The sequence below is a fragment of the Rhizobium sp. TRM95796 genome (assembly GCF_025779995.1).
Classification (GTDB): Bacteria; Pseudomonadota; Alphaproteobacteria; order Rhizobiales; family Rhizobiaceae; genus Rhizobium_E.
Genome location: NZ_JAOXHE010000016.1, coordinates 39,171 through 60,034 on the forward strand (window position 1 = coordinate 39,171; position 20,864 = coordinate 60,034).

The window sequence follows — 20,864 nt, forward strand, 5'->3', positions numbered from 1 at the left end:
TAATTGAGAGAAGCACTGAAACCAATCGCCAAAGGTCTACAGAATGTCCGCTGACTACTCCGCTGAATCTCGGGCTTTCCAGCAATGCTTTGCGGTTGCCAGGCTCGATGCAGCCGGCCGCATTCTCAGCGCCAACATGAACTTCTCGAAGTTTTTCCAGATCCCGCTGGAGCAGCTTTCCGGTCGAAACGTCTTCGACTTTGCGCATGGGCGCGATGTCGAACGCCAAAAACGGATATGGGCCGAAGGAAGATCCGAGTCCAAATACGAGGATGTGGGTCTGTGGTGCGACGCCCTTGGGTCCAGTCTCTGGCTGGCCGCGTCCTATGTCGATGTTACGGAACCTGGTAATGCGCCGCAAACGATCATGATTGCCCGCGACGTCACGTTGGAACAGGAGCGGGAGGCCGAGGCGCGAGGCCAAATGGCGGCGATCAATGCGACACAGGGCTTGGCGCATTATTCCGTCGACGGTCTGTTGCTCGACGCCAACGAGAACTTCCTCGTCACGATGGGCTACCACATCGAGGAGCTGGCCGGCCGGCCCCATTCGATCTTCCTGGAAAGTTCAAACGCGTCATCCGACCAACAGGCGCTCTTCTGGCGCAGACTCGCCGACGGCGAACATATCGCCGGAGAATTCATCCGAGTGGCGAAGAGCGGCGAGAAGAAATGGCTGCGCGCCGTCTATAACCCGATACGGGATCGCACGGGTTCAGTGGTCAAGGTTGTCTCTTATGTCAACGACGTCACCGAAGAGCGGCTTCAGCAAGCGGATTACCAATGGCAGATCAACGCTATCCATAAATCCAACGCCGTCATCACCTTCGACATGTTCGGCACCATCCTCGAGGTCAATGATCGTTTCATCGACGCGATCGGCTACGAAAAATCCGCGGTTCTCGGCCAGCACCATCGCATTTTCGTCGAGCCGGCATACGCCCATAGCGAGGAATATGCTTCTTTCTGGAATGACCTGAGGAAAGGCCGTCATCGCTCCGGGGTTTACAAGCGCATCGCCAGGGATGGTCGAGAGATCTGGCTGCAAGCCACCTACAATCCGATCTTCGATCTCTATGGCACGCCGATCAAGGTGGTCAAATTCGCGTCCGTCGTCACCGAGGAAAAACTCTTTCAGTCGGAACTGCAGGGACAGATCGCGGCGATAGACAAGGCGCAATGCGTCGTCGCCCTGAGCCTGGACGGGTCCATCCTGGACGCCAATGAAAACTTCCTGTCCTCCGTCGGCTATCGGTATGGGGAAGTGAGGGGCAGGCATCACAGTATGTTCGTCGACGAAGAGACCCGACAAAGCGCCGAGTACAGGGAGTTTTGGGAGCAACTGCGTCGCGGCGAATATCAACAGGGCGAATATAAACGCATTTCGAGGAACGGTTCGGAAATCTGGTTGCAGGCCAGCTACAACCCGATCTTCGATCCGAACGGAAAGCTCTCGAAGGTCATCAAATACGCCACCGACATCACCGAGGAGAAACGTCAGCAGGTCGAAATCAACGGACAGATGGACGCGATCAATCGGTCCCAGGCCGTGGCCATGTTCGACATGAATGGCGTGATCCTTCACGCCAACGAAAATCTGCTCGACATTTTCGGCTATCGCGCCTCGGATATCCTCGGCAAATCCCATAGCGTTCTCATGGATGCGCAGGAGGCGCTGAGCAAGGAGTATGCCGATTTCTGGGACGGGTTGCGCCGCGGCGATTACCAGCAAGGCCTGCACAGACGCGTCGGCAAGGATGGCCGCGAAATTTGGTTGCAATGCTCCTATAATCCCATTCTCGACATCAACGGCGCGCCGCTCAAGGTCGTCAAGATCGCCACCGATGTGACGATGAACGTCGCCTTGGCGGAGGCTTTCGAGGACGCCAAACGACAGGCTCTGCACGACACGGCCACGTCGCTGCCCAACAGGGCGAAGCTGTCGACCTTTCTCGATGCGCATCTCGCCGATCCCTCCGCCAGCCTCGCAATCTTTTATATCGACCTTGATCGCTTCAAGCCGATCAACGACACGTTCGGCCATCAGGTCGGCGACAAGGTGTTGGGAGAAGTGGCGGACCGCCTACGCCGCTCTCTCCGGGAAAACCAGATGGTGGCCCGGGTGGGTGGCGACGAATTCGTCATCGCCGCGCCGGGGATGACGGTAGACGCGGTCGAACGTTTCTGCGCCAAACTCTACGCCATGATCAGCGAACCGATCCGGCATGACCGCGGAGAGATCAAGGTGGGAATGTCCATCGGCATTGCCCTGGCGCCGTCGGACGGCGGGACGCCGGACGAACTGCTGCGGGCTGCCGACACCGCCCTCTACCGGTCCAAGCAGCAAGGACGCGGCCAGTTCGCGTTCTTCGCGACGGAGATGAATGAAAAGATCATCGCCATGCGGCGCCTGGCCGACGATATGCGGCATAGTCTGGCGGCCGGCGACTTCTACCTCGACTATCAGCCGCGGTTTGATACGCGCGCGCGCCGCATCAAGAGCGTGGAAGCGCTGGTGCGCTGGATGCATCCCGAAAAAGGTCGGATCAACCCGATGGATTTCATCCCGCTCGCAGAACAGAACGGCCTGATCGTGCCGCTCGGCGAATGGATCCTGAGAACCGCCTGCCGCACGGCCCGCGACTGGGACGGCATCGGCGTCTCGGTCAACCTCTCCCCGATCCAGTTCCGCGATCGGGATCTGGTGCAAAAGGTTCGTTCGGCCCTGCAGGACTCAGGCCTGCCAAGCCAACTGCTGGAGCTCGAAATCACCGAAGGCGTGCTTCTCGAAGACGCCACCAATGCGCGAGAAGTTCTCGAAGAGTTGAAATCCCTTGGAATCAAGCTCGCCATGGATGATTTCGGCACCGGATATTCTTCGCTGAGCTATCTTCGCAACTTTCCGTTCGACGTGATCAAGATCGACCGCAGCTTCATCATGGACCTCGACAGCAGCGACAATGCGCGCCCGATCGTTCAGGCGATCCTCGGCCTCGGCAAGGCGCTTGGTCTTTCCGTCACGGCGGAAGGCGTCGAGACGAACGAGCAGCTCGCGATCCTCACCGCCGATCAATGCAACGAAATCCAGGGTTATCTGATGTCTCGGCCGCTGAAGTCGGATCAAGTCACGGATCTGCTGAAAGAAATCGACAAAATGGTGGTGTGCAAACAGGAAAGAAGCCAGTCTGAAAGACCTGCTCGCGCCCCTGGCGTCAGTTGATTTCCGTCGGGCTTTTGGCGGGCGTGGTGAACCAGCGAGGACCGTCATCCGTCATGTAGATGTGATCCTCCAGACGGATCCCGAAATCACCTGGGAACACCAGCATGGGTTCATTGGAGAAGCACATGCCCGCTTCGAGAGACATGGTGTTGCCGCGCACGATATAGGGCGCTTCATGGATCTCGAGACCGAGGCCGTGGCCGGCGCGATGCGGCAGGCCGGGCAGACGATAATCCGGACCGAGCCCGTGACGCGAGAGCACGTCGCGAGCGGCTCTATCGAGATCTTCACATGGCGCGCCGAGCGCGGCGGCGTCGAAAACGGCTTGCTGCGCCGCGCGCTCGATGGCCCAACCCTCCGCAAACGCCTTGTCGCCCTCGTCGAGCATATAGGTGCGGGTGATGTCGGAATGGTAGCCGTCGAGTCGGCAGCCGGTGTCTACCAGGACGACCTGCCCCGCCGCGAGAATCTGGTCTCCGTCCGCGCCATGAGGCAACGAGGTCGCCGTTCCAAAGGAGACGATGGCGAAGGTCGACCCATCGTCGGCTCCGGCCAGCCGATGCTGCTGGTCGATGAATTTGACGACTTCGGAGGCCGCGACGCCCGGCGCGAGCATCGAGAAGACCTTGCGATGGATATCCATGGTGATGTCCATCGCGTGCTGGATCAACGCGATTTCCGCGGGTGATTTGCGGACGCGCAGCCCGCCGATCAGCGGTCCGCCATCCATCAACCGTTCGGCGTCGAACTCCCGCGTCAACGCATGGTAGACGAAGAGCGGCAGCGCATCATCCAGTGCGAGTTTTCCATCTGCTCCAATCAGTCGGGCGACCAAGCCGGCGGCGCTCTCCTCCTCCTGCCAGACGGCAATCTCGCCTGCGATATGGGGCAAGGTTTCGACACGGCTGCGTTCGAAGCCCGGCACGACATAAGTGATGGCGTCCCCGGTGACGAGCGCGCCGAGCAGGCGCTCGCTCTGATGCCAGACCAGGCCGGTGAAATAGCGCAGGCTCTCTGTCGAACCGAGCAAGACGCCGTTGATGCCGGCATGATCCATGCGTTCTCTCAGACGGTCGAGCCGGGAGCGATATTCAGTTTCCGTTATACGGGCGACGGGGTGCTTCCAATCCATCATTTCTCTCCCTCGGAGCAAGCTTTTCAAGCGGCATTAGAAACTGTAGGTAGATTGTCGACAGACGCATCACTTACTGAGGCGTGGGTTGTCGACGGCATTCTGTTCGACACACATATCTCTGGGGACGGCCGAGCGGGTCGCTCATACGCCTGCCTTGACGATGAAAGATCCGAATTCGACGGCTTGCGACGGTCGCCAAACATGCTCCTTCAATCGATGCGAATGGTGCAGGATGTCGGAAGCTCCCTTCCCCGCTGATCTCATTCTAGCGGCAACGCGATAGGCTCCTCGAGATTGCGCGCGACATATTCCTGGATCTGCCGAACGATCTGGGCGGCATGCGCCGTGGCGAGCGCGTCGGCACGGGTTACGTCTCCCGCCTCGATCGCCACGATCATTTCCTCATGCTCATCGACATACTGGCGGGGCAGCCGGTCGTCGAACGTCGAGTAATAAAGCCTTAATATGCGGCGGCCTTCATCGAGCAGACGCGCAAAAAAACGCGTGTAGTAGCCGTTTCCTGCCGCTTCCGCGATCGCGACGTGGAATTCCCTGTTGGCGTCGATCATCGCATAAGCGTCGCGCGCGACAACGGCGGTCGCGAATGCCCGCTGGTGAGCGCGGATCTCGTCCACCATCCTTCCGCCGCGATGGAGCGCCGCGCCACGTGTCGTAACCCTGTACATTAAGGTCAACGCCTCGAAATAGGGAGGAAGACCCGCGAAATCGATCATCGAGACGATCGTGTTGCGGTTCGGCAGCGTGGTGACCAATCCATCGGCGGAGAGCCTCAGCAACGCTTCGCGAACCGGCGTGCGCGACATGCTGAAGCGCTCCGACAATCCCACCTCGTCGAGCGGGCTGCCCGGACCCAGCTTCATCGTCAGGATCTCGTGGCGCAACGCATCATAGACGCTTTGTGTGTTGGAGCCACGCGCTCGCGTCGGCTCCGGATGGCCCTGCATCGCATCATCAAGCATGTCGACCTCCGGACCCCATCTGCACGTTCACGCACCTTATCGCCTCGTGCCGAACGCGGTCCGCGCTTGAACGATACAATCTGGACTCCTGGATCTCGGCGAACCGTGTCTTAGAGCGATTTTCGCGAAAAGAAAACCAGCTTCACATCCGCGCGAGCGAGCGACCGGATTTCGGGTCGAAGAGATGCATCTGGTTCATGTTGAACGACAATGACATCGTCGATTGCGGACGAGGTTCGCTTTCCGGCTCGATGCTGGCGCAGAGTGTTGCAGCGCCGATATTGAAATAGACCATCGTCAGGGGACCGAGCGGCTCCACGAGATCGATCTTGGCGTCGAGCATTGCGAAGCCCGGTTTCGGCGCCAGGCTCGAAATCGATTCGGGGCGAATGCCGAACACCACGGCTTTACCGGCATAGGCGCTGTAGACGTCCGCTCTGGGGGCCGGAACAGCAAGACGCGAACCGTCTTCCAGCACGACGAAAAGATCGTCGCCATCTTTCTCCAGGCGTGCGGTCAGCATGTTCATCGACGGCGAGCCGATAAAGCCGCCCACGAACTGGCTGGCCGGATTATGGTAGAGTTCTTGCGGCGGTCCCGCCTGCTCGATGACGCCGCGATTCATCACCACGACGCGGTCGGCCATGGTCATAGCCTCGATTTGGTCATGAGTGACATACACCGTCGTCGTCGGCATCTGCTGGTGCAGGCGCTTGATTTCCGTCCGCATCTGCACGCGCAGCTTGGCGTCGAGATTCGACAATGGTTCGTCGAACAGGAAGACCTTGGGATTGCGCACGATGGCGCGGCCCATGGCGACGCGTTGACGTTGCCCTCCTGACAACTGGCCGGGGCGCCGTCCGAGAAGTTCGGTGATGTGCAGCGTCTCTGCCGCCCGCATGATCCGATCGTCGATTTCCGCTTGCGGCAGGCGCTGTTGCTCCAGGCAGAAGGAGATGTTTTCGCGAACGGTCATATGCGGATAGAGCGCATAGCTCTGGAACACCATGGCGATGTCGCGCTTGCCGGGACCGAGGCGATTGACGGTCTGCCCGCCGATGGCGATCTCGCCGCTGCTGATATGTTCGAGGCCCGCGATCATGCGCAGCGTCGTCGACTTGCCGCAACCGGATGGACCGACGAAGACGACGAATTCGTTGTCTTCGATATCGAGGCTGATGCCGCGCACCGCCTCGTAAATACCGTAGGATTTTACCACATTGCGCAATTCGAGCCGGGCCATGATGCGCTCCTTACTTCTCGTGCAGCCAGACCGACATTGCGCCGGCCTCGCGATTTGCCCAGAGGTGATAGGGTATCGCCTTGAACCGGCGGGCTTTCAACCGGGGAGGAGCCGTGCGGTAGAGAGTGTTTCGCCAATCTGAAGCATCGGCTTCGACGGCCTCGCCCTCGATAACTGTCGCGCCGCCGAGAAGATCCTCGTCGAAACGGGCCGACAAGGCCGCGTCTGCGGCCAGGCGCAGCCGTTGCGGCTCCGTGCCGATATCGGTTTCCTCGACGCAGAAGACGACCGGGCCGCGCTGGAGGGCGACGCGTCCTGCATCTTCTGTCGCCGCGGGATGGGCATAAAGCCTATCGATCGGCATATCGAAGGACAGGCGCACGACATCGCCGTCGCGCCATTCCCGATCGATCGCCGCATAGCCCGCGATGACCAACTTGCCGAGATCGATGGTTTCTCCGTTGACCGAAACGACGGCCTTGCGGCACCAACCGGGAATTCTGAGCCTCAAGGTGAAGCGGGCCGGCGCGTCGACGCCGATCGACAGGGCGACGTCGCCTTCCCAAGGGTAGCGGGTCTCCTGCCGCAATCGGAGGTAACGATCGCCGACGGTCAGTTCGGCGCTGTTCTGGCCGTAGAGATGCACCGCGACGTCGCTCTCGGCGCAAGAATAGAAATACTGGCCGAGCGACGTGATGAAACGGGCGATGTTGGTCGGGCAGCACGGGCAGTAATGCCATTTCCAGCGTCGATTCTGGCCATGGCTTTCCAGCACGTTTTCATAAAAATAATGCTCCCCGTCACGCGAGAGGCCGGACAGAGCGCCATTGTAGAGCACCGTTTCGAGCTTGTCGGTGAAGCGGCCGTCGAGTTCGATCTGGGCCATGCGATGGCTCCAGAAGCCCAGTGCGATCGCCGCGCAGGTCTCGGCATAGGCCGTCTCGTTGGGCAGGTCGTATTCGCGGGTGAAACCCTCGTTCGAGGCCGAAGGGCCCAGTCCGCCGGTGATGTAGAGTTGCCGGCCGATCAGATTGTCGTACAGGCGGTCACAGGCTTCAAACAGCGACGGATCGTCATTCTCGACGGCGAGATCGGCCATCGCCGAGAAAAGATACATGGCCCGCACGGCATGGCCGACCACCTGATGCTGTTCACGCACCGGCATGTGCGCCTGGCTATAAGCATAGGTCTTGTAGACATAGTCTTCGGGATTTTCACCACGCTTGCGCGCTTCCTCGTCGAAATAGGAGGGCATCTGGCCGCGCTCGTCGACGAAGTAGGTCGCCAGCGCCAGGTGGCGCGGATCGCGTGTGACGCGATAGAGTTTGACCAGGGCCAATTCGATTTCTTCATGCGCGTCATAGCCGCGAAGCTTGCCCGGCTCACGGCCGAACGTGTCGATGATGTGATCGACGGCGCGGATCATCACGTCGAGAAAGCGGCGCTTGCCGGTCGCTTCGAAATAGGCGACCGCTCCTTCGAGCAAATGACCCATGGAGTACATCTCGTGAAGATCGCGTAGATTCGTCCAGCGCTTCTCCGGCTCGCGGCGGATAAACCAGCTGTTGAGATAACCGTCCTCCATCTGCCCCTTTTCAAGCTGGACGACGATCGCATCGATCTTGGCTTCTATATCGGGATTGGGATTGTTCTTCAGCGTGTAGCTCGCGGCCTCGATCCATTTGCCGAAATCGGAATCGAAGAAATGCTGCATCGAAAGACCGCTCGGCTGGATCGGTCGCGCCAAGGGCGCAGGGGGCTTGCCGAAATCGAGCACTTCGAGAAAGCCTTCTTCGTCGAGGCGCATGTGCTGGGTGGGAATGGTGACGTCTCGCACCGTTTCGCTCCAGCTCTTCCAGAAGCCGCCGTCGAAGACGACGCGGCTGTGGTCGACCGGGACATAGCGCTGGACGGGACGGCGGGAGGGAGAAGTTTTCGTCGAAAGCATGGGGACTCCTAGAGCGGCGGGGCCGCGCTTTACTTGACGGCGCCGGCGGTCAGGCCGCGCACGTAATAGCGTTGCAAGAGCAGGAACAGGATGATGCAGGGGATCATGGTGACCACGATGCCGGCCTGCAGCGCGCCCCAATCGATGATCCCGTAGAGACCGGAGGACACGTTCACCAGCATGATGGGCAAGGTGAACTTGTTCTGGTCGGATAGGAAGATCAGGGCGGCGAGGAATTCGTTCCAGGAATTGAGGAAGGCGAACATGGCCACGGTGGCCACGCCCGGAAGCGCAATCGGCAGCATGATGCGGCGAAGAATCGTCATCTGGGACGCCCCGTCGATCCGCGCCGCCTCGATCAGGGCCTTCGGCACGGCGTCGAAGGCGTTGCGCATCATGAAGACCGAGAACGGCAGCTGGAAGGTCACGTAGATCAGCACCAGGCCGACAAGGCTGTTCTGCAAACCGAGAAACTTCAGGATCAGGAACAGCGGCGTCAGGATCGACTGGAACGGGATCATCATCGTCGCCATGATCAGCACGAAGAACAATGATTGGCCGGGAAACCTGAACTTGGAAAATCCGTAACCGGCGGGCACGGAGACCAGCACGGTGAGGATGACCGTGCCGATGGCGATCATCACCGAATTGCCGGCATAGACATACCAACCGGCGCCGACATTTTCGAGACGCCGGTAGTTCTCCAGTGAAAACGCCTTGGAAAACAGCGCCGCCGGATTGGCCAGCGCTTCGGCGGCAGGCTTGAAGGAGTTGGCCACCGACCAGACGATCGGCATGATGAACAGGATCGCGAGCAGGATGGAGATGGCGAGGAACAGCCAGTAGCCCAGGCGCTCGCTCGTCGGCGAGCCGCTTGATTTCGAAGCAGGACCGGACATCAGCTTTCCTCCGGGCGGTCGCGCAACAGCACGAACTGGATGGCGCTGATCGCGACGAGGACGACGAGCAGGGCGAAGGACAGAGCCGATCCATAGCCGAGCCGATAAGACGAGAAGGAGGCGAGATAAATCGAGAACACCGCCGATATCGTCGAATTCTCCGGTCCGCCCTGGGTAATGATGAAGAACTGGTCGAAGGCAAGCATGGAAGAGGTGACGTTGATCACCAGCGCCAGCACCAGCGAGTTGCGCATCAGCGGCAGCGTGATGCGGCGGAAGCGGGCAAAGACGCTCGCGCCGTCGATCTTGGCCGCTTCGATTACATCGTTGGAGATGCTCTGCAGTCCGGTGAGAAGGATGACCATGGTGAAGCCGGCGGTTTTCCAGACGACCATAAGGATAATCACAGCCAACGCCGGCCAGAAGCTTTCGAGCGGGCGCGGCGCCGACGAGATCAGGCCGAGGCCGCGCAGGACCTGGGCGAAGACGCCGCTGTCGGGATTGAGCAGCCACATCCACAGTGTCGACGCGGCTCCGAAACCGATGACCACGGGCATGAAATAGACCGTGCGGAAGAAGCCCGCCGAGCGCAGCGGCTTGTCGACCAGAAGCGCCAGCGGAAACGCAACCGCGAAGATCGCCGCTGTCACCAGGCCGGTGTAAAGCAAGGTGAAGCCGAGCGAGTGCCAAAGCTGGGTGTCGCCGAGCAGTTCGACATAGTTTTCGAGGCCGATGAACTTTCGACGTCCGAGCAGCGGCCAGTTGTAGAAACTCATCCAGATCGTCATCGCCAGCGGCACGAGGAACAGGACGAAGATGAACAGGAAGCCCGGGAGAATGAAGGCCAGGCCGAGCCAGCCCTTGGGCTCCGCATCGGCGGCAACGGCGCGCTTCATACGCGCTTCCTGATCGCTCGTGAGCGGTTGTGACACGGGATGCCTCAGGTTCGGAATTCGGGAGGTCGTGGAGGTCGAATGCGAGGCGGCGAACCGCCTCGCACCTGATCGATCAAGGATTGGTGCGATCGAGAATCTTGGTGAATTCGCCCTGGGCTTTGGAGATCGAGCCGTCGACGTCTTCGCCGAAGATCGCGCCCTGGATGAGGTTCAGGAACGGACCGGTGCGGCTGACGAACAATTCGTCCGAAGAGAAGGTGTAGGGCGTGCGCGCTTTCGCCAGGATATCATAGGCGACGAGGTTGCGCGGGTCGAACTGGGCATAGGCCTCCTTGGCGAGGTCGGTGCGCGACGGCATGCCGGATTCCTTGGTGATGTAGACCTGCTGCTCCGGCTCCATGTAGAATTTCACGAAGTCCAGCGCGACTTTCTTCTTTTCCTCGCTGATCCCCTTGATGAGGGCGAGCGTGTCGCCGCCGGCGAAGCTCGATGCCCCGCCGTCCGGACCCGGGATCGGCGCGACGTCAAATTTCACGTCGGGATACTTGCTGGTCAGCAGGTTCACGATGTAGGAACCGGTCATGAGGATGCCGACCTTCCCCGAAGCAAAGGCTTCCACGGCGTTGTTGCCATTGCCGGAACGGGATGTCGGGTGAATGGCGCCCGCCGCCCACATGTCGCGATAGGCCGCGACAGTATCGCGGAACGCCGGGGTGTCCACGGTCGCCGTGCGGCCGTCCTCGCTCAAAATATCGGAATTGGCGGCCCAGAGATGCGGCAGGAAATCATAGATCAGCCAGCTGCCGGAATTGGCGACGAAATAGAATCCGTAGGTCTCGTCACCGAGAGCATGAATCTTCTTGGCGTCTTCGGCGATCTCCTTGAGCGACGCCGGGGCCTTCTTGGGATCGAGGCCCGCTTTCGCGAAGAGATCGGTGTTGTAGGCGATGATCGAGGCGTCGGGCAGCGCGGGCACGCCGTAGATCTTGCCGTCGTAAGTCGCGAGGCGGATGTGAGACGGGCTGAGAGCATCGGCGTAGGGCAGGCCCTTCACGAATTCGGAGATGTCCTCGAGACTGTCGTTGGCGGCGAAGGTCGGCATGTAGATCAGGTCGAGCACGGCTGCATCGGGCGCAGCGCCGCCGGCGATGGCCGCGCCCAGCTTCGGCACCATCTGTTCAGCGGTGATTTGTGTGACATTGACTTTGTCGGAATGCGCGGCGTTGTATTTCTCGGCGAGGCCCTGCAGCACGGCGCCCGACGAGGTGCGCACCCAGAGCGTGACTTCTTCGGCGCTCGCAAGCGCGGTGCTCGCCAAAAGTGCAAATGCGGTGACCGTGGCTTTCAACTTCAACATGATGCGTTCTCCTCTTCCTTCGGACCGTCCTGGCCTCTCTACGAAGGAAACGTTATGAGAGAAGATCCGGAATGTCGACAGTCTGTGCACACCACGGGAGCAACTTTTTGATAAAACCTTTCATCAGAACGATTATTTCTGCTAAAAGGTTTTATCATATAAGCGGAACAGGAGGCTTGAGTGACCAGATCCGATAAAGGCAGGCGTACGATTCGCGATGTGGCGGATGCTGCCGGGGTCAGTATCGCGACGGCGTCGAATGCGCTCAACGGCATCGGCCGGACCAAGGCCGAGACGGTCGAAAAGGTGCGCCGGGTGGCTGAAGAGATCGGCTTTCGTCCCAATGCGCTCGCGCGTGGGTTGTTGAAGCGACGAAGCCATGCGATCGGCATGATCACCAACGACACCTATGGCCGACTGACATTGCCGATGGTCGCGGGCGTATCGGAAGCCCTTGTCGACCACGGAGTTTCGGTGTTCCTTTGCGCCACCAACAATGATCCGCGGCTGGCGCGTCTCCATCTCGAATCCCTGCTCGATCGCCAGGTCGACGGCATCATCTTCACGGCTACGCGCCTCGACATGAGGCCGCCGGCGGAATTTGCAAAGCTGCCGATCCCGATGGTCTACGCCTTTGCGGAGGGACCGGAGGAGAGCGTCACCTTCCATCCCGACGACGCCCAGGGCGCAAGGCTCGCGGTCGAACATCTCCAGGGCCTGGGGCGCCAGCGGATCCTCCACATCACCGGCCCCGAGGAATACAGGGCGGCGCGCATTCGCGCCGACGCCTATCGCGCGCTGACCGGCGATGGCGCTTCGGTCGTCTTCGGCGAATGGACGGAAGAATGGGGCCGCGAGGCGGTGGCGCAGATGCTGAGCAGCGGACATGCGCTGCCGGACGCCATCTTCTGCGGCAGCGACGAAATCGCCCGCGGCGTCATCGATGCTTTGCGCGACAACGCCATCTCGATTCCCGACGACATCGCCATCGCCGGTTTCGACAACTGGGAGATCGTCGCCAAACAGACCCGGCCGCCGCTGACGACGGTCGACATGGAACTCAAGGCCTTGGGACGACGCGCCGGACTCGCCATTCATAGGCTTTGCAACGGCGAATCTGTGGAGCCGGGCACGACGAGACTACCCTGCAGTCTGATCGTCAGGAAGTCGTCTCAATCCGATCCTCGATAGACATGTCCGATTACGTCTTCTTCGGTGACGAGTTCGGCAACACAACATCGTCGATTGGCATAAAATGGCGCAGTTGACGCCCGAGCGGAGGGCGGCGGCGTCATTACATCGCTGGCAGGAACCCGCCGCGCGCGACCGCGTTTCGGGTTTTTGACAGGAGCGCCAATGTCACTTCCACTCCCCGTCCGCTACGCCCCCGGCGTCGAAACGATCCAACCGAACGAGGGGGAGACCATCGCCGCCCTCATCGACCAGTTCGACATCATTCTCCAGACGACGTCCAAAGATTATGGTCACGCCGTCCGTTCCGTGCATGCGAAAGCGCATGGCGTGATCGAGGGCGTCATGCGCATTGCGGCCGGACTTCCCCCCGAACTCGCACAGGGTCTGTTCGCCAAGCCCGGGGAACATCGCGTTTTCATGCGCCTTTCCACCAACGCTGGCGATATCCTGCCCGACGCCGTGTCGCTGCCGCGTGGGCTGGCGCTGAAAGTTCTCGATGTCGACGGCGCCCGGCTTCCCGACGCCGATGGCCGGACGCAGGACTTCATCATGGTCAACGGTCCGATCTTTCAAGCGCCGACGCCTGAGAAATTCCTGTCGAGCCTGAAGCTTCTCGCCAAGACGACGGACCGGATGGAGACGACCAAGACCGTGATGTCGACCGTGTTGCAGACAGTCAACATGGGCCTCGAAGCGGTCGGCGTCTCCAGCCCGACGATTGCCGGGTTGGGCGGCGCGCCGAATTCCGATCCGCTCGGAGAGACTTATTTCAGCGTCACGCCGTTTCGCTATGGCGACTACATCGCCAAATTCCGCCTCAAGCCCGTCTCGCCGGACCTCACCAGGCGCACAGGCGCGGATATCGACGCCAGGGATCGTGAAAACGCCATTCGGGAGACGGTGCAGTCCGAGATGAGGACGACGCATGGCGTCTGGGAATTTCAAGTTCAGCTTTGTCGCGATCTCGCCGCGCATCCCGTCGAAGACCCGACGGTGGAGTGGAAGGAGGACGACGCGCCTTTCGTCACCGTCGCGACGATAGAGGCGGGACCTCAAGACAGCTGGCGCGACGATATCGTTCAAAAAGTCGATGAGGAAATGCGGTTCAGCGTTTGGACGGGCCTCCTCGATCACCAGCCGCTCGGCGGCATCAATCGGGCGAGGAAAGAGACTTATCGCCATTCCGCCGAATTTCGGGCCCGCTTCAACGGCTGTCCTTTCCACGAACCCGCCCGCTAAGTTTGCGCCAAACGCTCCGACAGCGCCTTCGCCACGCGAGGCGCTGTCGATCATTTTTGCACCCTCAATGGGAAATTCATCATGACCGACGCCATCGCCAACCCTGAATCCGAAGGCCCGGCCGGAGGCTGGGGCTCACTTACGTCACTCGCCCGCATCGCAAGCGACACGCATCCGCCGGCGGGCGTCGTCGAAGACATTTGGCGGATGAACAAACCCGGCGGCGTGATGTGCGTGTCCTGCGCCTGGCCGAAACCGGCCAATTACAGAGCGTTCGAGTTTTGCGAAAACGGCGCGAAAGCCACGCTCTCGGATCTCACCGGCGCCCGCTGCGGACCAGAGTTCTGGAGTGTTCACACGGTTGCGGAGCTGCGAAGCTGGAAGGATTACGATCTCGAGCAAACCGGCAGGTTGACCCATCCGCTGCGCTACGACGCTGAAACGGATCGATATGCAGCCGTGTCCTGGGAAGACGCTTTCGCAGACATTGGCGCGACCTTGAAATCACTGCCGCGCGACAGCGTCGTCTTCTACGCCTCGGGCCATGCCGGGCTCGAAGCTTCCTATCTCTATGCGCTTCTTGCCCGCACCTATGGCAACAACAACCTCCCGCAAAGCTCAAACATGTGCCATGAGACCACCTCGGTGGGCCTCAACAAGGTCATCGGGTCTCCGGTCGGCACCGTGGTCTGGGACGATCTGGAAAAGGCCGACGCCTTCTTCTTTTTCGGCCAGAATCCCGGCTCGAACAGTCCACGATTCCTTCATCCGCTTCAGGAGGCCAAGCAGCGCGGCGCTAAGATCGTGACGTTCAATCCAGTGGTCGAGCAGGGTCTCGTCTCCTTCGTCAATCCGCAAAATCCATTCGACATGCTGACCGGTCGTGAAACCCCGATCTCGGACGAATATCTGCAGGTCCGCGCCGGCGGCGACATCGCCGCCATTCTCGGCCTTTGCAAAGTCGTGATCGAAGCCGACGACGACGCTCTGGCCCGGAACCTGCCGCGGATCATCGATGTCGCCTTCATCGCGGAACACACGACCGGCTTCGACGACTTCATCGAACTCGTGCGCTCGACGGATTGGCATGCGATCGAGCGGGAAAGTGGTTTGTCGCAGGCCGCGCTTCGGCGCGCAGGCGAAATCTACATCGAGGCGGAACGCGTAATCGGCGTCTATGGCATGGGTCTCACCCAACACTCCCAAGGCGCGATCAACATTGCCATGGTCGTCAATCTCCTGCTGTTGCGCGGCAATATCGGTCGCGAGGGCGCTGGCTGTTGTCCCGTGCGAGGGCATTCGAACGTCCAGGGACAGCGCACCGTCGGGATCGCCGAAAAAACCAAACTGATCCCGATGGACAGGCTGAAGACCTTGTTCGACTTCGATCCGCCGACTGAAGACGGAACGACGATCGTCGATGCGGTCAAGGGCTTGATGTCGGGCAAGATCAAGGCTTTCATTTCGCTCGGCGGCAATCTCGTCCGCGCCACGCCGGACCAGGAGGCGATGGAACGGTGCTGGGCCGCCCAGGACCTTACGGTTATGGTCTCGACGAAGCTGAACCGCAGCCATCTTTTTCCGGGAAAGTCCGCCTATATCCTTCCTTGCCTGTCGCGCTTCGAGCGGGACGAACAGGCGACAGGAGTGCAATCGGTCACCACGGAGGACAGTTTCTCCCACATCTCGGCCTCCACCGGCAAAAGGACGCCGGCGTCGGAGCATTTGAAAAGCGAATTGGCGATCGTTGCCGGCATCGCCAAGGCCTCGGTGGCTGCGAACCCGAGACTGACTTGGGATGATTGGACGTCAGACTACAGCCTGGTCCGCGATCTGATCGAGGCGACCTATCCGGGCGACTTCAAGGCTTACAACGCGCGCATGTTCCAACCGGGCGGCTTCTACCGCGGCAATGCGGCGCGTGAGCGCGTCTGGAAGACGGAGCAAGGCAAGGCCGTCTTCACGACGCCGGATCGGCTGAACGCGCTCGCTTTCGCCGACGCCCCCGGCCGCTACCGCCTGATGACCCTGCGCTCCAACGATCAGTTCAACACCACCATCTACGGCTATTCCGATCGCTTCCGCGGTATCGAAGGCACGCGTGACGTGGTGCTGATGTGCGACGACGACATCCGGTCCGCCGGATTGACGGAAGGCCAGATCGTCACCCTCTTCAGCGATTTCGAGGATGGCGTACGCCGCGCCCTTCCCGGTCTGCGGGTCACCCGTCACACGCTTCCGCCTGGAACGATCGGCGCCTATTATCCCGAGGCCAACGTCCTCGTGGCGATAGACCACCATGACGAAATGTCCAAAACGCCCGCCTCCAAGGCTGTGCCGGTTCGCATCGAGCCGTAAGCAGGTATGAAAACGCCGCCGGCGCTCGCGCGTCGGCGGCTTTGTCGTTTCAGGGCTCAGCCAATCCGCAGACATTGCCGGCGCAGGACTTCGCGAGGCGTATGCAGCCTTCATCCGAGCGAAGGCATGCCCTCCAACAGCTTGTCCAGCGTCACCGGGTAATCGCGCACGCGAATGCCGGTCGCGTTATGGATCGCATTGGCGATCGCCGCAGACACGCCGCACAGGCCGAGTTCGCCGACGCCCTTGGCTTTCATCGGCGAAGAGTAAGGATCGGTCTCATCCAGGAAGACGACCTCCTGATGCGGTATGTCCGCATGGACCGGAACCTCGTAACCCGCGAGATCGTGGTTGACGAAAAAGCCGCGGCCGGCGTCGACCGCGAGTTCCTCCGACAGGGCCGCGCCGACGCCCATGGTCATTGCGCCGATCACCTGGCTGCGCGCCGTGACCGGGTTGAGGATGCGACCGGCGGCGCAGACGGCGAGCATACGACGTACGCGGGTTTCGCCGGTGTAGACATCGACGCCGACCTCGACGAAATGCGCGCCAAAGGTGGATTGCTGGTGCGTCTTGGTCAGATCACCCCATTCCATGCTGTCTTCGGCGACAATCTCGCCGTCGACGGCCGCTTGCGCGAGCGCTTCGGACCGGTTGCCCGAGCGGACTTGGCCGTTCTCGAACACGACGTCGCCGGAATTGAACCCGAGCTTGCTGGCCACCGCATCGCGGAGTTTCACGCAGGCCGCGTAAACGCCCGAAGTCGAGGAATTGGCGCCAAACTGACCACCGGAGCCCGCAGAGACCGGAAAGCGGGAATCACCGAGATGCACGGCCACCTTGTCGATCTCGACGCCCAGCATCTCGGCTGCGGTCTGTGCGATGATCGTATAGCTGCCCGTGCCGATGTCGGTCATATCCGTCTCGACGGTGACCAAGCCGTCGGCGCCGAGGCGCACGCGGGCGCCCGACGGCATTACGAGATTGTCGCGAAACGCCGCCGCCACGCCGTAGCCGATCATCAGATCGCCGTCGCGCCGCGAGGCGACCGCAGGGCGATCCTTCCATCCGAAACGATCCGCGCCCAGTTCGAGACATCCGACCAGATCGCGGTGCGAGAAAGGACGCTCGGGATTTTCCGGATCGACTTGCGTGTCGTTGGCGATGCGGAAGGCGATCGGATCTATACCGAGCTTTTCGGCCATTTCGTCGATGGCGATCTCCAGCGCCATCAGGCCGGGAGCTTCTCCAGGCGCGCGCATGGCGTTGCCCTCGGGGAGATCGAGGGTCGCAAGCCGCATCGCCGTCATCCGATTGGCGCCGGCATAGAGAAGCCGGGTCTGGTTGACTGCAGTTTCCAGGCTGCCGCCGGGAAGATTGCCGGACCAGCTCTCATGGCCGATCGCGGTGATCTTTCCGTCCTCGCCCGCGCCGATCCGGATGCGCTGGATCGTCGCCGGTCTGTGGGTCGTGTTGTTCATGATCATCGGGCGCGGCAGTCCGACCTTCACCGGACGTCCGACTTTCTTCGACGCCAACGCGGCGAGCACGGCATCCGTTCGAAGGAAAAGCTTGCCGCCGAAACCGCCGCCGATGAAGGGCGACATGATGTGCACCTTGTCCTTGTCCATGGCCAGCGTCGTCGCGAGGTCCGTTCGCCACCAATCGATCATCTGGCTCGAGGTCCAGACCGTGAGGTCTTCCCCGTCCCATGCGGCGATCGAGGCGTGCGGCTCCATCATGGCGTGCGACTGATCCGGCGTCGTATAGGTCTCGTCGAGCGTGACGGGCGCGGCCTTGAAGGCCGCGTCGAAATCTCCGACCGCCGTATCCGGCTTGTCGGACTCATCGGGTTTCTCCGCCTTCGGCTTTGCTTGCGCCAGGTCGAAGGCGCCACGCTCTTCCGCATAATCGACCTTCATCAGGGCGGCCGCGGAACGGGCCTGCTCGAATGTCTCGGCCACGACGACCGCGACCGCCTGGTGATAGTGCTGAACCTCGCCACCGCCGAACAGTCGGGCTGTGTTCAATTTACCCTTTTTCAGATCGTTGAAATCCAGGGTGGAGATGACGCCGAGAACACCGGGCGATTTCATTGCCGCCGATCCATCGATCGAGAGAATGCGTCCCTTGGGGACCGATGCGCCGACCGGATAGCCGTAGACATAGGCGATATCCGGGTCATGCCATTCATAGGCGTATTTAGCCCGGCCCGTGGTCTTGAGCTGACCATCGATGCGGGAGATAGGCTTGCCGACGAAGCGAAGGCGGTCGATGGGGTTTTCGGTCGCAGGCGTTTCGAACTTCATGCCTCAAATCCTTCCTGCAGCGATCACCGCACTGAGCGTGCGCTCGACGAGATCGACCTTGAACCTGTTGTCGTCGGTGGGGCGAGCATCGGCCAGCAACGCCCGAGCCGCCGGCCCGGCGCCTTCGGGCAACGCGCGATCCGCGGCATCCAGACGCCAGGGCTTCGGCGCAATCCCGCCGACCGCCACTCGGCCCGTTCCATCGGGCTGGAGTATCGCGCCGACCGAAACAAGCGCGAAGGCGTAGGACGCGCGGTCCCTCACCTTCCGGTAAATCTGCTTGCCGCCAATCGCTGGCGGAAGCAGCACGGACGTAATGATCTCGCCGCCTTCCAAGACCGTTTCGATATGCGGCGTGTCGCCGGGAAGTCGATGGAAATCCGTGATCGGGATCGAGCGCCGGGAACCGTCGGCCTTGACGGTTTCGACGATCGCATCGAGCGCTCTGAGCGCGACGCACATGTCGCTCGGATTGGTCGCGATGCAGGCGTCGCTGCCCCCGATGACGGCCAGCTGCCGCGAATATCCGCCGATTGCCGAACAGCCGCTGCCGGGCTTGCGCTTGTTGCAAGGCTGGTTGGTGTCGTAGAAATAAGGACAGCGTGTGCGTTGCAGGAGGTTGCCCGCTGTCGTCGCCTTGTTGCGCAACTGACCGGATGCGCCGGCCAGCAGCGCGCGAGACAGCAGCGCGTAATCGCGGCGCACGATGTCGTGGGCGGCGAGATCCGTGTTGCGCACCAACGCGCCGATCCGCAGACCGCCATTCTCGACTTTCTCGATCTTGTCGAGGCCCAATCCGTTGACGTCGATCAGATGCTTGGGCGTCTCGATGTCGAGTTTCATCAGATCGAGGAGGTTGGTGCCGCCGGCTATGAATTTTGCGTCGGGATTCGACGCCGCCGCCTTGGCTGCGGCCTCGACCGAAGAGGCCCGCTCGTAGGAAAACTCTCTCATGCGCGCGCCTCCGCCACATCCATGATTGCGTCGAGAATGTTGGAATAGGCTCCGCATCGACAGATATTGCCGCTCATGCGTTCGCGAATTTCATCCTCGGTCAATTTGGCGGCGACGCCCAAATCGGCCGTCACATGGCTCGGGATGTTCGCCTTGATCTCTTCGAGCACGGCGACCGAGGAACAGATCTGCCCGGGCGTGCAATAGCCGCATTGAAATCCGTCATGCTTCGAAAACGCCGCCTGCATGGGATGCAGATCGCCGGGCTGGCCCAGTCCTTCGATCGTCGTCACCTCGTCCCCGTCATGCATCACGGCGAGCGACAGGCAGGAATTGATACGACGGCCATTGACCATGACGGTGCATGCGCCGCACTGGCCATGATCGCAGCCCTTTTTGGTTCCGGTCAGATGCAGATGTTCCCGCAGCGCATCGAGCAACGTCACCCTGTTGTCGAGAGCGAGATCATGATGCGACCCATTGACCGTCAGGCGAACTTCACTTTTTAGCCGATCTTCGGCAGCGGTTCGGCTCTCGCCATAGGCGCGGGCGACCCCGCTGCTCGCGGCGACAGAAACTGATGCGGCGCCGACCATGAGATGTCTCCTGGAAATTTCGAGGATGGATGAATTTGGCATCGAGGCTCCCTTGCAGCGCAAGTCGCCTTGCGGACCGCGCGCTCGCAATAAGCAATCCGTCAATGGTCGATCGGTTCCTCCGAGAGGCGAAAATTTGCGTCGAACTGGCGTGACAAACCCACGATGGCGCGCCTCGCAGGGCTTTGTCCGCGCCGACGTCTCCATCGTCAACTGTAGGCCAACTAAGAGATTGTTCGTGGCGACGAACGGGCAGCGGAAACTGCGCTTCGACGGGTGGAAGACCAATCCGCTGCGTCGCCAGCTCCAGTATCAGAGCAATCCCCGGATTTCATCGGCGGGTCCGACAAGAAGCGGGTGCTTGAGCCCTTCATCAAGGCCGATGCCGCACGACACGGACCGAATGACGGCTTTGGGCTCGGCCTGCCGATCGTGGCGGAGATTGTCCAGGCGCATGGCGGGCGTCTGCATCTTCTCGACCGCGAACCCGATGGGCTGCTTGTCCGGCTGGAATTACCCGTCGAGTGACAGGACGC

At 61.1% G+C, this 20,864-nt stretch carries 15 protein-coding genes; 5 read left to right on the forward strand and 10 right to left on the reverse strand.

All coding sequences use genetic code 11. The annotated features are described in order from the left end of the window. Positions 1-43 precede the first annotated feature (43 nt). Positions 44-3,220: a bifunctional diguanylate cyclase/phosphodiesterase gene (locus OCK01_RS24625; RefSeq protein ID WP_263826244.1), complete on the forward strand. Its 3,177-nt coding sequence runs from the start codon at positions 44-46 to the stop codon at positions 3,218-3,220. Here the strand turns inward: OCK01_RS24625 and OCK01_RS24630 are convergent. The 7 genes from OCK01_RS24630 to OCK01_RS24660 form a co-directional block, all read right to left on the reverse strand. Continuing rightward, the gene (locus tag OCK01_RS24630) at positions 3,213-4,352 is read right to left on the reverse strand and encodes a M24 family metallopeptidase (RefSeq protein ID WP_263826245.1); all 1,140 of its coding nucleotides are present in this window, start codon (positions 4,350-4,352) and stop codon (positions 3,213-3,215) included. The two genes, OCK01_RS24625 and OCK01_RS24630, sit on opposite strands and share 8 nt — an antisense overlap. 263 nt (positions 4,353-4,615) lie before the next feature. Continuing rightward, complete coding sequence (locus tag OCK01_RS24635) at positions 4,616-5,320, reverse strand: GntR family transcriptional regulator (RefSeq protein ID WP_412179069.1); 705 nt, start codon at positions 5,318-5,320, stop codon at positions 4,616-4,618. Positions 5,321-5,477: 157 nt separating this feature from the next. Continuing rightward, positions 5,478-6,578 (reverse strand): ABC transporter ATP-binding protein, encoded by a 1,101-nt coding sequence (locus OCK01_RS24640; protein ID WP_263826247.1) that lies wholly within the window; start codon positions 6,576-6,578, stop codon positions 5,478-5,480. Between the two features lie 10 nt (positions 6,579-6,588). Continuing rightward, positions 6,589-8,526 carry a glycoside hydrolase family 127 protein gene (locus OCK01_RS24645; protein WP_263826248.1) on the reverse strand — a complete coding sequence of 646 codons (1,938 nt, stop codon included), beginning with the start codon at positions 8,524-8,526 and terminating at the stop codon, positions 6,589-6,591. Between the two features lie 29 nt (positions 8,527-8,555). Then, positions 8,556-9,425 (reverse strand): carbohydrate ABC transporter permease, encoded by an 870-nt coding sequence (locus tag OCK01_RS24650; protein WP_263826249.1) that lies wholly within the window; start codon positions 9,423-9,425, stop codon positions 8,556-8,558. Further along, a complete protein-coding gene (locus OCK01_RS24655) occupies positions 9,425-10,321 on the reverse strand; it encodes a carbohydrate ABC transporter permease (RefSeq protein WP_263826250.1) in 897 nt (298 codons plus the stop codon). Before OCK01_RS24655 ends, OCK01_RS24650 begins: the two co-directional genes overlap by 1 nt. 112 nt (positions 10,322-10,433) lie before the next feature. After that, the gene (locus OCK01_RS24660) at positions 10,434-11,678 is read right to left on the reverse strand and encodes an ABC transporter substrate-binding protein (RefSeq protein ID WP_263826251.1); all 1,245 of its coding nucleotides are present in this window, start codon (positions 11,676-11,678) and stop codon (positions 10,434-10,436) included. Positions 11,679-11,858: 180 nt separating this feature from the next. On the opposite strand from OCK01_RS24660, the gene OCK01_RS24665 reads away from it, so the two are divergent. The 3 genes from OCK01_RS24665 (at position 11,859) to OCK01_RS24675 (ending at position 16,469) form a co-directional block, all read left to right on the forward strand. Further along, complete coding sequence (locus OCK01_RS24665; RefSeq protein WP_263826252.1) at positions 11,859-12,869, forward strand: LacI family DNA-binding transcriptional regulator; 1,011 nt, start codon at positions 11,859-11,861, stop codon at positions 12,867-12,869. 165 nt (positions 12,870-13,034) lie between these two features. Beyond that, on the forward strand, positions 13,035-14,111 hold the full coding sequence (locus tag OCK01_RS24670) for a catalase family protein (RefSeq protein WP_263826253.1): 1,077 nt from the start codon (positions 13,035-13,037) through the stop codon (positions 14,109-14,111). 81 nt (positions 14,112-14,192) lie between these two features. Beyond that, on the forward strand, positions 14,193-16,469 hold the full coding sequence (locus OCK01_RS24675) for an FdhF/YdeP family oxidoreductase (RefSeq protein ID WP_263826254.1): 2,277 nt from the start codon (positions 14,193-14,195) through the stop codon (positions 16,467-16,469). Positions 16,470-16,579: 110 nt separating this feature from the next. Here the strand turns inward: OCK01_RS24675 and paoC are convergent, their stop codons facing one another. Genes paoC through paoA form a run of 3 tightly spaced genes read right to left on the reverse strand, consistent with a single transcriptional unit; the run spans position 16,580 to position 20,370 of the window. Continuing rightward, a complete protein-coding gene (paoC, locus tag OCK01_RS24680) occupies positions 16,580-18,778 on the reverse strand; it encodes an aldehyde oxidoreductase molybdenum-binding subunit PaoC (protein WP_263826255.1) in 2,199 nt (732 codons plus the stop codon). A 3-nt stretch (positions 18,779-18,781) separates the two neighbouring features. Beyond that, complete coding sequence (locus tag OCK01_RS24685) at positions 18,782-19,732, reverse strand: FAD binding domain-containing protein (RefSeq protein ID WP_263826256.1); 951 nt, start codon at positions 19,730-19,732, stop codon at positions 18,782-18,784. Next, the gene (paoA, locus tag OCK01_RS24690) at positions 19,729-20,370 is read right to left on the reverse strand and encodes an aldehyde dehydrogenase iron-sulfur subunit PaoA (protein WP_263826257.1); all 642 of its coding nucleotides are present in this window, start codon (positions 20,368-20,370) and stop codon (positions 19,729-19,731) included. The genes OCK01_RS24685 and paoA overlap by 4 nt, the downstream gene beginning before the upstream one ends. Before the next feature lie 234 nt (positions 20,371-20,604). Here paoA and OCK01_RS24695 point away from each other — a divergent pair, with 234 nt between their 5' ends. Further along, a complete protein-coding gene (locus OCK01_RS24695; RefSeq protein WP_263826276.1) occupies positions 20,605-20,856 on the forward strand; it encodes an ATP-binding protein in 252 nt (83 codons plus the stop codon). Positions 20,857-20,864: the final 8 nt, after the last annotated feature.

What these genes read in the sequence shown, in the direction of transcription:
- OCK01_RS24625 (WP_263826244.1), top strand. Translation starts at nt 44, where the DNA reads ATGTCCGCTGACTACTCCGCTGAATCTCGGGCTTTCCAGCAATGCTTT.
- OCK01_RS24630 (WP_263826245.1), bottom strand. Translation starts at nt 4,352, where the DNA reads ATGGATTGGAAGCACCCCGTCGCCCGTATAACGGAAACTGAATATCGC.
- OCK01_RS24635 (WP_412179069.1), bottom strand. Translation starts at nt 5,320, where the DNA reads ATGCAGGGCCATCCGGAGCCGACGCGAGCGCGTGGCTCCAACACACAA.
- OCK01_RS24640 (WP_263826247.1), bottom strand. Translation starts at nt 6,578, where the DNA reads ATGGCCCGGCTCGAATTGCGCAATGTGGTAAAATCCTACGGTATTTAC.
- OCK01_RS24645 (WP_263826248.1), bottom strand. Translation starts at nt 8,526, where the DNA reads ATGCTTTCGACGAAAACTTCTCCCTCCCGCCGTCCCGTCCAGCGCTAT.
- OCK01_RS24650 (WP_263826249.1), bottom strand. Translation starts at nt 9,425, where the DNA reads ATGTCCGGTCCTGCTTCGAAATCAAGCGGCTCGCCGACGAGCGAGCGC.
- OCK01_RS24655 (WP_263826250.1), bottom strand. Translation starts at nt 10,321, where the DNA reads ATGAAGCGCGCCGTTGCCGCCGATGCGGAGCCCAAGGGCTGGCTCGGC.
- OCK01_RS24660 (WP_263826251.1), bottom strand. Translation starts at nt 11,678, where the DNA reads ATGTTGAAGTTGAAAGCCACGGTCACCGCATTTGCACTTTTGGCGAGC.
- OCK01_RS24670 (WP_263826253.1), top strand. Translation starts at nt 13,035, where the DNA reads ATGTCACTTCCACTCCCCGTCCGCTACGCCCCCGGCGTCGAAACGATC.
- OCK01_RS24675 (WP_263826254.1), top strand. Translation starts at nt 14,193, where the DNA reads ATGACCGACGCCATCGCCAACCCTGAATCCGAAGGCCCGGCCGGAGGC.
- paoC (WP_263826255.1), bottom strand. Translation starts at nt 18,778, where the DNA reads ATGAAGTTCGAAACGCCTGCGACCGAAAACCCCATCGACCGCCTTCGC.
- OCK01_RS24685 (WP_263826256.1), bottom strand. Translation starts at nt 19,732, where the DNA reads ATGAGAGAGTTTTCCTACGAGCGGGCCTCTTCGGTCGAGGCCGCAGCC.
- paoA (WP_263826257.1), bottom strand. Translation starts at nt 20,370, where the DNA reads ATGCCAAATTCATCCATCCTCGAAATTTCCAGGAGACATCTCATGGTC.